The sequence below is a fragment of the Halobacteriovorax sp. HLS genome (genome assembly GCF_004006665.1).
Classification (GTDB): Bacteria; Bdellovibrionota; Bacteriovoracia; order Bacteriovoracales; family Bacteriovoracaceae; genus Halobacteriovorax.
In genome coordinates this window covers 633,732-645,938 of sequence record NZ_QOCL01000014.1, presented here as the reverse complement: position 1 = coordinate 645,938, position 12,207 = coordinate 633,732, and the positions used below count along the sequence as shown (strand labels likewise).

The 12,207-nt window shown below is 35.1% G+C and carries 15 protein-coding genes; 3 read left to right on the top strand and 12 right to left on the bottom strand.

Features of this window, described 5'->3' with window-relative positions; genetic code table 11:
• Positions 1–25: 25 nt before the first annotated feature.
• The 6 genes from DPQ89_RS17185 to DPQ89_RS17160 all read right to left on the bottom strand — a co-directional run bounded on the left by DPQ89_RS17185 (position 26) and on the right by DPQ89_RS17160 (position 3,667).
• Positions 26–310 (bottom strand): DUF1801 domain-containing protein, encoded by a 285-nt coding sequence (locus DPQ89_RS17185; RefSeq protein ID WP_206611188.1) that lies wholly within the window; start codon positions 308–310, stop codon positions 26–28.
• Positions 311–333: 23 nt separating this feature from the next.
• Complete coding sequence (locus DPQ89_RS17180) at positions 334–726, bottom strand: VOC family protein (RefSeq protein WP_127718266.1); 393 nt, start codon at positions 724–726, stop codon at positions 334–336.
• A gap of 76 nt (positions 727–802) precedes the next feature.
• Positions 803–1,510 carry a helix-turn-helix domain-containing protein gene (locus DPQ89_RS17175; protein WP_127718265.1) on the bottom strand — a complete coding sequence of 236 codons (708 nt, stop codon included), beginning with the start codon at positions 1,508–1,510 and terminating at the stop codon, positions 803–805.
• 132 nt (positions 1,511–1,642) lie between these two features.
• Complete coding sequence (locus DPQ89_RS17170) at positions 1,643–2,335, bottom strand: DNA alkylation repair protein (protein ID WP_241558878.1); 693 nt, start codon at positions 2,333–2,335, stop codon at positions 1,643–1,645.
• A 27-nt stretch (positions 2,336–2,362) separates the two neighbouring features.
• Complete coding sequence (locus tag DPQ89_RS17165; protein WP_127718263.1) at positions 2,363–2,773, bottom strand: DUF1801 domain-containing protein; 411 nt, start codon at positions 2,771–2,773, stop codon at positions 2,363–2,365.
• 3 nt (positions 2,774–2,776) lie between these two features.
• Positions 2,777–3,667, bottom strand: coding sequence for a GyrI-like domain-containing protein (locus DPQ89_RS17160; RefSeq protein WP_127718262.1), 891 nt, complete (start codon positions 3,665–3,667; stop codon positions 2,777–2,779).
• Between the two features lie 313 nt (positions 3,668–3,980).
• Here DPQ89_RS17160 and DPQ89_RS17155 point away from each other — a divergent pair, with 313 nt between their 5' ends.
• Entirely contained in the window at positions 3,981–4,331 is a 351-nt protein-coding gene (locus DPQ89_RS17155) for a recombinase family protein (RefSeq protein ID WP_127718261.1), read from the top strand.
• 2 nt (positions 4,332–4,333) lie between these two features.
• Positions 4,334–4,501: a hypothetical protein gene (locus DPQ89_RS18565; protein WP_164848503.1), complete on the top strand. Its 168-nt coding sequence runs from the start codon at positions 4,334–4,336 to the stop codon at positions 4,499–4,501.
• Between the two features lie 2 nt (positions 4,502–4,503).
• Here the strand turns inward: DPQ89_RS18565 and DPQ89_RS17150 are convergent, their stop codons facing one another.
• On the bottom strand, positions 4,504–5,019 hold the full coding sequence (locus DPQ89_RS17150; protein ID WP_127718260.1) for a LuxR C-terminal-related transcriptional regulator: 516 nt from the start codon (positions 5,017–5,019) through the stop codon (positions 4,504–4,506).
• Between the two features lie 9 nt (positions 5,020–5,028).
• Positions 5,029–5,805 (bottom strand): cytochrome b/b6 domain-containing protein, encoded by a 777-nt coding sequence (locus tag DPQ89_RS17145; protein ID WP_164848501.1) that lies wholly within the window; start codon positions 5,803–5,805, stop codon positions 5,029–5,031.
• Between the two features lie 171 nt (positions 5,806–5,976).
• Here DPQ89_RS17145 and DPQ89_RS17140 point away from each other — a divergent pair, with 171 nt between their 5' ends.
• Positions 5,977–6,246 carry a PepSY domain-containing protein gene (locus DPQ89_RS17140; RefSeq protein WP_127718258.1) on the top strand — a complete coding sequence of 90 codons (270 nt, stop codon included), beginning with the start codon at positions 5,977–5,979 and terminating at the stop codon, positions 6,244–6,246.
• A gap of 42 nt (positions 6,247–6,288) precedes the next feature.
• Here the strand turns inward: DPQ89_RS17140 and DPQ89_RS17135 are convergent, their stop codons facing one another.
• From DPQ89_RS17135 to DPQ89_RS17120, 4 genes are read right to left on the bottom strand one after another with little or no spacing between them, the layout of a single operon-like run.
• Entirely contained in the window at positions 6,289–6,702 is a 414-nt protein-coding gene (locus DPQ89_RS17135) for a hypothetical protein (RefSeq protein ID WP_127718257.1), read from the bottom strand.
• Complete coding sequence (locus DPQ89_RS17130) at positions 6,699–6,974, bottom strand: DUF1971 domain-containing protein (protein WP_127718256.1); 276 nt, start codon at positions 6,972–6,974, stop codon at positions 6,699–6,701. The genes DPQ89_RS17135 and DPQ89_RS17130 overlap by 4 nt, the downstream gene beginning before the upstream one ends.
• Positions 6,975–11,504 (bottom strand): efflux RND transporter permease subunit, encoded by a 4,530-nt coding sequence (locus tag DPQ89_RS17125; RefSeq protein WP_127718255.1) that lies wholly within the window; start codon positions 11,502–11,504, stop codon positions 6,975–6,977.
• Positions 11,501–12,133 (bottom strand): TetR/AcrR family transcriptional regulator, encoded by a 633-nt coding sequence (locus DPQ89_RS17120; RefSeq protein ID WP_127718254.1) that lies wholly within the window; start codon positions 12,131–12,133, stop codon positions 11,501–11,503. The genes DPQ89_RS17125 and DPQ89_RS17120 overlap by 4 nt, the downstream gene beginning before the upstream one ends.
• Positions 12,134–12,207 lie beyond the last annotated feature (74 nt).

Here is a 12,207-nt window from a genome sequence, read left to right as displayed (position 1 = left end):
TCCTACGTGTTACTTCCAAGTAATCTCAAACCAAATTCTGCTTTCTAGCTTCATTCAAATAGCTTTTTAGTATGGGAAAGGAAATATCATTCTCGCACTTAAATTTTAAGTGTCTTCTATACTTACCAGAGCCTAAAAGAAGTTTCTTAGTGTCCTTTAACTGACTTCCAAAAGAAAATTCTAAACTCACATGATTCTTATAAGAGAAAATACCACAAAAAGTGTCACCACTTTTTGCCTTATATAAAACTCCACCATATTTTTTTTCTTCTTCAATTTTTGGAAAAAGCTCTTTTATAAAAGATTTCAAAGCTTTTTCTGTCTTGCTGACACTCATTGATTTAAGTTCTTGGCTAACTCTACAATATGCCCATCAAAGTCTCTAAGAACAGCAACTTCAAAGTTCCATGGCTTCACTTCAGGCTTACTAATGGATTTTGCTCCACTATCAATAGCCTTCTTATAGGCCTCTTTAACATTATCAGGGGCAAAAGTAATTTGAGATCCTAATGGAGCCTCATCTTGAGAAGCCTTTTTATAGGGCATCTTTAAAATCATGTCTGCTAATCCATGACTACAAAATGCCAGTGTGGTTTCTCCTGTGTCCATTTCAGCATAATCACCACTCTCATGGGTGAATTTGTGTTTTAGACCAAAGGCCTCTTGATAAAACCTGATAGTTCTTTGAATGTCTTCAACGTACAAAATTGAATATGAAAGCTTCATTGTTATCCCTTACTAATTAAATAATTTACCTAATCTTAAATATTATCTTTTTCCCTGTATTGGAAAAAATGAACATTTAATAAAAAAACTGATAGGGCGTGCTGCCTGTAATTTCATTACACTCATTTATTAGGTGTGATTGGTCATAATAGCCAAACTTAACCGCTAAATCAGAAAAGTTATTGTCAGCAACATTTAAAGAATTCTTCATTCTTTGAAATCTTGCTATCTTTTCAAATTTTTTGGGAGAAAGCCCAATATGCTTGTGAAATAATCGACCTAAATGCTGGTTTGAGATACCTATTTTTAGCTTTATCTCTTTTAGTTTTGATCCTTTTTCGATCAGCCTTGCCGTTTCATAGACGAGTTCGTTCATTTTAATATCTTGAACTCTATTTAAAAAATATTTATCTAAACCTATGGTCAAAGACTTTAAATTAGTCGAGCTAGCCATTATAGATTTAAGGGCTGTACTATCTTTATATAGAAGGTCAGCATCTATAATTTTATCTGTAAATTCAGACAAAGGTATTTTAATTAATCCAAATAAAAACTCTGGCCGAAATCTAATACCAAATATTTCCTTTTTTGATGAAACAATATAATCTGTCATTGAACCGCACAGGCTTAAACTTTGAGATTTTTTGATAAAAAGAAAATCTGCCCTATTATCAGGAATAACTTTAGTTGAAGAACTTATATTGAAGTTAATATCAGTAAACTCCCAATAACAATCAATAATATTTTGTAATTGAAAACTTGGCTTTATCTCACTGTACATCATGATAAAGATATAGCACTTAAAAATGATACTGAACACAATAAAACGAAGACACTGCGTTGTCTACAGTTTAGATAATTCATATTTTTGACTTAATAAGAACTTTTGGTAAACAAGAAGTCATACAAAAATATTTCAAATTTCCCCCTTAAGATATCTTTGTCTTTTCTTCTCTGGAAATTTTTCTATTGCATAACGAAGCATCGTCCTAGGCATCTTTATATAATGAGATTTGAGAAAACTTTCCAACTTATTAATTTCTTTTTTCCCTGCTTCACGAAGCATCCATCCAACGGCCTTATGTATTAAATCATGTTCATCACTTAAAAGAATCTTTGAAATTTTAAAAACGTCAGAAAGATCACCATTTCTTACAAACCACCAATTAGTAATCATGGCAATTCTCTTCGTCCAGAGATTATCTGACTTGGCCCATTCATATAGAATGGCCCTATCTTTATTCATCAAATGCTTTCCAATAATATGAGGACAAGTCACATCTACTAGATCCCAATTATTAATATATTTAAAATGAGTAATGTATAATTGATACAAAGACTCTTGTCCGCATTCGTTCTTTGATTTTTTGTATTTATTCACAATAATGATCAGGCCGAGTAGTCTTTCTTCATGATATTTTGAGCGGATTAATTTCTTTGTCTCTGTAATGCATAGAGAAGTATTTACTTTAGCTATTTTTCTAATGATAGGAACTCTGACACCTAAAAACTTATCGCCATAACCATATTCCCCCTTACCTGTTTTGAAAAAACGGCTACTATGCTCAGCAGTTTTGAGATTCTTTTGTTCTCGTAATTCTTTTTTTATGTTTATTATATTTATAAACGTGCTCCACTAAATATCATCAAAATCATCTTTTATAAGATTATATCGAAGGGCCAATCCAATGCACTCTTTAATTTCCTGTACAGGAAAAGTACCCTTAATATCTAAAATGATTGCTCTATTTCCATCAAAATTTAAATTATTACCAAACTTCAATCGAAATATTTTAACTAATTTAGTTTGGCAATGAAAAAAGAGGGCAACCTTGTCATTTTGTCTCTTATACCTGTCAATTCTAATCATTGAACCTGATTTTGTTTCAGATGTTAAGAACGTTGGCTGCCCCCAACGAAGAACTTCTTCAAGAGGGCCAATGTGCTTATCTTTGGATGCTACTTCTAAAATTATCTTTCTAATTTCTTTTAGTTTCTTTAAAACATCTCGTGGGTAATCATCATAAAAATTAGGTATCTTCTTCATGGTCTACTTTATAGGTATCAAAATTTCAGTTAAAAGCTCATTTTCAGGAGTAACATTAGGATCGTTTAAATAATTTTCAAGGCAAGGAGCATCGGCTAACTCATAAGCTCCCTCAGTAATAACCTCAAATGCTTTTTCAAAGGCAATCCAAACATTATCGTAAGTTCCTTCGAGTAAGAACTTGGCATATTTTGAAGCTGGTATCTCTTCTTTTTCAAGATCAGGAATACTAATTTTTGAATCAGTAGGCACTGAAAGAGCCGCTTTATAATTACAGACCTGTTTCGTATCAGACTTATCCATTGTTCCAACACCAAGAAACTCAGATTGGCTTAAATCTTCTTTGATTGTTCCTAATACTTTCAAAAAGTTCTCCCACGCCAGAGGCGCAATATCTTTAAACTCTCCGCCTGTAGCATTGGACGAATAAATTACTGTCTTCTCTCGTTTTATAATCTCTGGTGTTAGGTTCATTTTAAAATTCATAGTTTTCTCCTTAGTTTTTGGTGTCATACTAAGACTATAAATTAAGCTTTCTTGTAAATCTTTTCCCAAATTGCGAAATTCGGAAGGACTATAGCTTGTTATACGCTTAAATGCTTTATTAAATGAGCTTGATGAATCAAAACCCACAGCTTGTGAAATATTAATGATTGGTTCAGCTCTTTCAATAAGTAATTGTAAGGCCTGTACAGTTCGCTCTCGTGCAATAAAACTAAAGGGCGTTTCTCCCGTATATGCTGAAAAAACTCTAATGAAGTGATACTGAGAAGCTCCCGAAGCTCTGGCAATTTCGGCCAATGTTAGCTTTTTATCGAGATTATCCTTTAAAAATATTAAAGCTCTACTAATTTGCAGTCGATGAAAATGTTTTTGAACTATTGTTGTGGCCATCAATATTTAATATCATATCTGGATGATATTTTCTTGTTCAATATTGCGAAAATATGCTCTCAGAAAAGTAACCGTCATTACCATCCAAAAAGAGAAAGTTCGACTAAGGTGTGCTGGTAGTAGTGGTGAGTAACTAAACGAACCTTTATTTTTCCCGTATTATTAGCCACTTACAATAACAGAGTTCGTCCAGCGGTTCGCCACTGTCAATGGAGGGCGATCTGAACCGCTAGACGAACTCTGTAATGCGGAACCGTATGTTCCCATTATCATTACTCATTTCTTCAATAAGCCCATTCAGAATAGAGGACTTTTGCGGAAACTGTACTTAGAAAACGACCTTTCGAGCTATGAAATCCATAAAAAAACTAACTGGTCTCGAGCCTCAATAAGTGATGCTCTAAGGATTCTAGAAATTGAAAAAGTTAAAAGAAAAGAACCTGTCTTATCTTACGGGGAGAAGCTAATTGGAACTACACGCGTAGTTCATAAAGGCGAGCAAAAGATCATCGAAAAGATGCTGGCCCTATTAAATGAGGGGCAAAACTTCACTCAAATCTCAAAATATTTAAATAATAAAAATATACCAACTAAACGTGGTGGGGCATGGCATCCGTCCACGGTTAAAGAAATCATCAAACGAATACAAAAAAGGAAGGTTTAACCATGCGTGCAATAATTGACATATTTCTTGCAATAATTTTTTCGGTAGTGGTTGGAACAAGCGGAGCCAAGGTTATCTCTGCCACTATAAAAAAAGAGGCCCTTGTAAAAGTACAGCACGGCTTATCAAGCTTAGAAAACTTCACAAAAAAAATGACAACAAAAGACTAAGCCTATTTTTCAGTTTGGGGAATTAATAAGTCTTCAAGAAAAAAAGCTGATAGCTGCGATCGACCAGACAGGCCAGACTTTGCATAAATTGAAGTTGCCTGTGCTCTCGTAGTCTTCTCTGCCGTTGACCTATACTCTGCAATCTCTTTTAAGCTAAATCCTTTAATCAATAAAAATGCAACTTCCTTTTCAGACTTAGTCAGTTCCCATTTATCAAGCTGTAAATCAATGGACTTACTCAGACCATCGAGAAACTTTTTAGAGCTTTCTTTCCAGTGGGAAGATTCTTCCATTAATTTTGCAGATAGCTCTCTTTCTTTAATTAACGACTTTCTTAGCGTAAATGTACCCTTAACAAGAAAATAAACTCCCACGAGAGCAATAATAGCGACACTTCCCTCAATGGCAACATGCCACCACACTACTCCCTCCCCAAGGTCAGTCAGAAGGTCAATTACCGTCATAAGACTGATAAGTAGCAATATACTAGAAATTATGAGTCTTTCTCTTCTATTCATTGAACTTTCCTAATCATCGTCTTCGTCTTCGTCTTCGTCTTCATCATGATCGTCTTCATCATCTTCTGAAAAATTGCTTCGTTTACCTTTATGATCATCATGCTCATTTTCACCTAGCTGAAGTTGAGTTCCAAGTACATTCAACTTCCCAGTATTCCCATCAAAACTCTTAAGTAAATAGCTCCCCATCCCCATAAGAAAAACTACAAAAACAAGAGCCACTATCGGGTGATTTGATTTTATCTCACTTTCATCAACTATTTTAGCTTTTTTCCCAGTAAGCATACTAAAGATCATCCCATCTTTATGCTTTAACTGGTGTAGAAGAACACCTGCAATATGCAAAAGAACAAGAACTAAAAAACCATTGGCCAACAACTCATGTACTTCTTCAAAAAAATGCTTATAAATTCTTAAGCTCATCATTAAGCCGGAGAACCCTATTCCCACCGTAAAGACCATCATTAGAGCTGCCGCATAACTTGAAGCTGGATTATGCCCTAAATATCTCTTGGGAGCACTAGAAACTATGGAGCCCACATAAGCAATCAACTCCGAAGGTTTTAACTTAAAAGACCTAAATTTTGATGTTTTTGATCCAACAAATCCCCAGACAACTCTAAGAAATACCATGAAGACCATTAGTATCCCTGACAACATATGGTAAGCGTATAGCGTTGAATCATCGTCAATAATCTTGGCAATTGAAAATGACATCACAAATAGCAACGCAAACAACCAATGAAATATTCTGACTGGTAAATCGTAAACTTTTATGTTTTCCATGAAAGTCTCCTTCTTAACACTCATAGAATCGAATATTTCGATAGAAAATACATGGGGCGAATGACTTATACTGCGAATTTTCGAGGATTTAGGTCATTTGCCCATTATGAAATATCTAAATAAGCCCCATAGTGAATACATGAAGAAAAAATCAGTTAACAGGAGAATACAATGAAAACAAAGCTTATTTTAATCGTATCAATGCTAACACTGGCCCCACAAGTTTACGCAAAGAAAAACTGCACCTCAGAACCGAAGAGCAAGTGGATGAATGAGTCAGATTTTAAAGCGCAAATGATAAAAAAAGGATACAAAATCCGTAAATTCAAACAGCCCGGAACTTGTTATGAAATATACGGTCAAAACCCAAAAGGAGAAAAAGTTGAAGTCTACTTTAATCCAGTTACAGCAGAAGTCGTAAAGTCAGAAATTGATGATTAAGAGTATCTCCTAGGGTAAGTATCTTCTTACCCTAGGTATTAATTAGAGTGAGATAACACTCTTTCTATTAGATTCTCTTTTCATTAGTAAAAATGATATGAATATCCAAAAAACAGAACGAACGGTCATAGCGCCAACTGTTCTCATTTCATATGCTTTGCCCAAAAAGATATGAATCCCAAAAGCAATAAATACTATGATTGTTAATGTTGCCAAAGCCGTTGATAGTTTAATTGCCCATTTAGCTCTCAAAATAATTCCAATGCCAGATATTACATATAAAAATCCTGCAATAAAATTAAACCAGAGTACAAATGGAACATACTTACCAGCAAACCCTTTCCCTGCTTCACCTCCAAAGAGAGCAAATCCCCCGGATTTTATCGTCATAATCCCAAATCCAATTGCAAGTAGGCCCAAAACCACAGCCAAAATCTTTTCCTTACTAATATTCATTTTAAAAACTCCACATGAAATTCAGCTTCTCCCAATAGTTCAACATGATGGGGAACCTGAGGCTCAACAACTCCAAATATCTCAGGAGTCAATTCGATAGATTCCAGTGGCTCTGCTTCAATTGTATATAAGAGCTTACCTTTGGTGACACAAATCTTTCCCCACGAACCCTCTTTAGTCGTATGGGCCTTTAGTAATCCAGCAGGAACTGTCTCTTCATTAAAGTCAGGAGTACGTTTATATACAGTTACATTTTTTGGTAATTCTTTCATTTATAACTCCAAGTAAGTTTTTAAATATTCATCCATCTTTCCCACTGTAAAATACAAGTTTAAGGCCGTTAATTCATTTAAATATTTAAGGGAAATAACCTGCAAGGAACTTCTGTCATAAGCTTCTTGCAACTTTACATAATCGAGCGTTGTAATTCGACCATTTTTAAACCTCTTATTCTCCGCTTTTAAAATATTAAATTGTTGTTTCTTCATCTTTTCGAGATAGACGATCTGCTCTTGGTTAGAAGTAACTTTTTCTTTTAAAGTCTCTACGACCTTAACAAGCTGAAACTTGGTCTTGTCTCTTCGATACTCAGCCTGTCTTTTGCGGCTCATAGAACTTGCTACAGCCGAATCATTTCGCTTAGTTCCCAAGTCAAAATCCCAAGTTATGCCAGCGTACACCTCATGCTTGTCTTGTGTATTCTCACTAATGGAATTGCTCAGATCATCACCTCGACCAAAACTCTTTAGAGAGACAAAAAAATCAACATTAGATTTTGCCTTTTCATTCTCCAGAGCAACCAGTTCATTAAAGAGTTCAGTATTACTTTGCATCTGCTTATAAGTTAGACCTGACTCAACAAGACTCAAAGCAGATGGCCCTGTAGCATTTTTAAAATGATCAGAAGCTGCCATCTTATTGGCTTCAATATCAATTACAGATTCTAATTCTAGAATGCTTTGTAAATTCAGTTTCTCAGTTCTAATTCTGGACTCCAAATCCTTTAGAAATTTTTCCCTATTTGTAATCTCAACTTCTGAGGTTAAAAACTCGGCCTTACTGATAATGCCAGATTTTCTTTTCGTTACGTTAAGTTTATGAATGGCCTTAAAACGTTTAAGTGATTCTTGTGCAATAGCTTTTTCTTCTTCAAGCTTCACAATAGTCCAAAAGTATTTTATGGCCTCAACAACTTGTTTATCTTTAGATGACTTACTTTGTAGAGTTTGTGATTTTCTTTTAGTAACCGCTGTACCTTTATTAAGATGGTACTCTTCACTTCCAAAGTTTCTCCAAAGAGGTACTGCAAATGTGGCCCTATATACTGTATCCATAGCATCAAGACTAAACTGATTATTTGTTGGCACTGTCCCAAGTTGTTTGTCCTCAAGACCGACTCCTAATCCTAATTTTACACCAAAAGAAGTCATTTTCTCATAATCCACACTTAAGCCATATCCTTCTCTTTCTGAATCAAGAGATATAGGAGGGTTTGGATAATTCACTGATGAGTATTTAAAAAGCTTAGATGTTAACTTAGAATCCAGTAGGCCATCAACACTGTCGACTCCAAGCTCTGCTTGTTTAATTGATTCGTTCTGAATCTTGTATTCATTAGTATTTTCAACAAGCTCTACTATCTTGCGAATATTTACTTTTTCTTGCGCTTTTGCCTCATTAACATTTAATCCAATCAACAAAGGGATTAATAAAATAGATAAGTGAGTTGCATTTTGTTTTCCCTTAAATTTATTCAAGACCTTTCCAAGGTCATTACCTATTACATACATATTTGGCATAAAAATAAGAACAACAGTGGTACCAAATAACAGCCCATAAAGAATTGCGAGTGAAAGAGGCGATAAAAGTGGATCATATCCACCAATGGCGTAAGCTGTTGGCGCTACGGCCAACATGGTACTCACAGTAGTCAGGGAAATCGGGCGAAGTCTTTCTTTAGCACCTTGGATAAGCACCTCTTTTGAGAATTTTCCATTTTCTTTCAATAATTGACTTATGTGATCCACCAGTACAATTGAATCGTTCACAACAATTCCTGATAATCCAATTAGCCCAATTCCAGCAAACATGGATATCGGTAATCCGTGTGCAAAGAATGATAAAAATATTCCGACAACACCAAATGGGATAACTGTTAATATAAGAAATGGCTTTGCATAAGAATCAAACATTAGGCTTAGAATAAAATAAATCCCTACTACTGCTAATAGAGCAGCAATTTTCAATCCTGAAAATATTTTTTCTTCTTCAACTGGGCGACCACTAATTGTATATTTAACATTTTTGTCTTTAACAAAACCTTCTTTGAACTGCTTAAGCATTTCTACTGCTGTAATTTGTTGTGTATTTATATTGCCCGTAATAGATGTCGAGCGCAGTCCATTAAAATGCTTAATTTCAGCAAATGATTCTCTTTGTTCATACTCGATCATGGTATTAAGCTTTATGAGCTGACCACGCTTATTTGCGATTGGGAGATTTGAAATAAAATCAAAATCTCCCCGTGATTTCTTATTCAACCTTAATCTAAAATCATAGGAATCATTTATTGATGAGTAATCTGTAACGATTTGGCCGTCGAAAGCTATTCTTAAAGTCCTTATAATATCTACAGGTGTTAACCCTGCTTGAGCGACCTTCTTATAGTTAAGTTTTAGATTAATCTCGTCCTTACCTTGGATTTGATCATCTTTTACATCTGATACGCCACTGATTGTTTTCAAGAAATTAGCCACTTTTAAGGAGGAACTTCCTCTGTTTTCATTGTTATTTGAAGAAACAATTATTTCAAAAGGCTCACCAAGTGGAGGCCCAATTCGCAAAAGATCGAACTCTAATTCATATCCTCTTTCCCTGTATGAGTTTAAATGTTTGTCTCTCAATTGATCGACGATACCCTGTGCCGTTTTATCCCTTTCGCTAAAAGGAGTTAAATACACTATAAAGGCAACCAGATTTTCCTCGGTTCCTAAGCTAGTTAGTGAGCTTAAACTATGGGTACCAATTCTCGTAGTATATCCGACGAGTTCATTCTCCTTAAGACTTTGAATGCTCTTCTCTAGTCCACTTATAATCTCTTCCACTTTTTCAGGAGCATAGCCTTTTTTGAGAGTGGCCTTAATAGTAAACCCTTCCGAAGCTTCTTGTGGGAATGAATCTTTTCTTACTTTAGTGGCACCAACAAATACACTAAGCCCAAGAATTAAAGCAAAGCCAAGAGTCACAAAATAACGATAATCAATCAATTTACTTAGTAATCTTTCATAGAGGCTTTCCCACATCAGGACAATTTTACTTTTTTTGTACTGGCCTCGCTTACTTGCTCCATGTGCTAAGTGAGCTGGAAGCAGAAGATAACAATCTATCAGAGAAACAAACAATGCCATCATTACAACAACAGGCATTTGCCAAATAAATTTCCCCGGTAGACCTCCTAAAGATAACAAAGGCATAAAAGCAGTTATCGTTGTAAGTGATGCTGCCAGTACAGGGCGCCATAGCCTCCCAACAGCATTAGCTGCCGCTTCCTCAGGTGTTTGTCCTTTTTCAACGTTTACATCAAATCGTTCACTAATTACCATGGCATCATCAACGATCATACCGAGAACGATTACAAAAGCTCCCATCGAAACGGAGTTAAGAGTCATTCCCATAGGCACGAACATAATCATGCTACCAAAGACAGTAAATGGAATTCCGAATGCAGTCCAAAATGCTGGTTTTCCACCTAGGAAGTAAAGCAGTAAAATCAAAACAAGGGTAAATCCTATCAATCCATTATTTTTAAGTAAGGAGAACTTACTTCTGGCATTGTCAGATACGTCATTATTTAACTTATAAGACACTCCATTAGGAAGAGTATAGTTTTTCAATAAGTCTTTTATTTTGTCAGATACCTTTAACTGGTCTACGCCACTTCTAATTGCCACTAAGATAGAAGCCCCACGACTTCCATTGTTACGAACAATAAGCTTTTCATCTTTTGGGCGATAATTGATTTCAGCTACATCACTTAAATATACTCCCTGACCATCAGGTGACATTCTTATAACAGTATTTAAAACGTCTTCCGCCTTTTCATATTTATTGAAAGATACGACCTTTTTCTGAGACAGAAATGACTCAAGTGTCCCACCTGTTCCAACTTGGTTTCTCGTATTTATTGCAAAGTATATTGAATTAAGATCAATTTCTTTATCTTGGGCCTTCTGAGCATCTACCTCTATGTGGATTTCCTCATCAGGAAGTCCCACTAGTGTTACATTGGAAACACCTGAAACCTTCCGAAGATCATTTTCAATCTCATGCAAAGTCTTTTTTAAGTGGTCATAGTCTCCAGAAAAAGCGACCTCCATAATTGGACGATCTTCTGTTGTAACACTGGTAATAATAGGCTGTCCCTCTATATCAGAAGGGAAATCATCAATCTTATCAACTTCGGTTTGAACATCAGATAATAGGTCTTTAAATTGAAGTTCATTTAGATCATCATCAGCAAATATAGTAACCCTAGATACGCTTTCAATTGAACTTGAACGAGACTCTTTAATGTTACCAATTTCAGCGATCTTCTCTTCTAGCTTCGCAGTGACGTTTAACTCTACGTCTTTAGCCGACGCTCCGGGGTATTTAGTTACAATGACAATCTGATTCATTGAAACCCCAGGAAAAGCTTCTTTTGGAACCTTATAAATAAAATACCCACCAATAATAAAGTTGAGTGCCAGAATAAAATTTACCAATATTGGTCTTTTTATAAAATAAAGGGTTATATTTTTCATTTATCCACCTTCTTGATTCCTTGAATTACAATTTTCACTCTTAGCTCAATGGCTTCATCTGTAATGAGCTTATTAGTGACTGCCTTAAGGCCTAAATCAAAGACCTTATTTATTCCTAAATGGCTTAAAACTTCAGGTATAAGATTAGACAGTCCAATGCTGCCTGCAATCTGAGTAAGTAATAGAGGTATTGGAGCATCAATGATCTCACCCGATTTCTGACAAGATTTAAGCGTTTTTGCTAAAATCATAAAATGCTTTCTCATTTTAGACTTAGCAAATTTTTGAACTGCCTTTTCTCCATTTAATACATCATTAAGTAGAACTAAAATTAAATGTCTATTATCTCGGGCAAATCTGGCCATTAATGTTAATTGAAGCTCAAGAGTATCAAGTTTTGTATCTGATTCGACCAGCTCAAAGTCTGCCAAGAAGCTCTCATAAATATCTAGTAAAATTTTTTCGATGAACTTATCTTTGCTACCAAAATGGTAGTTAAACATACCAAGATTTACTCCTGCCTTATCACAGACCTCTCGAACACTTAATTGAGATGCTCCTTTTTTGATTAAGAGCTTCCGTCCTTGGTCAAAGAGCTTTTTGTCCGTATGGGTAGATTTTCTAGACATCTTTTTTCCTTATTGACTTTATTACACACCTGTATAATTATACGACTGTATAGTAATTAATTCAACAATTAAAA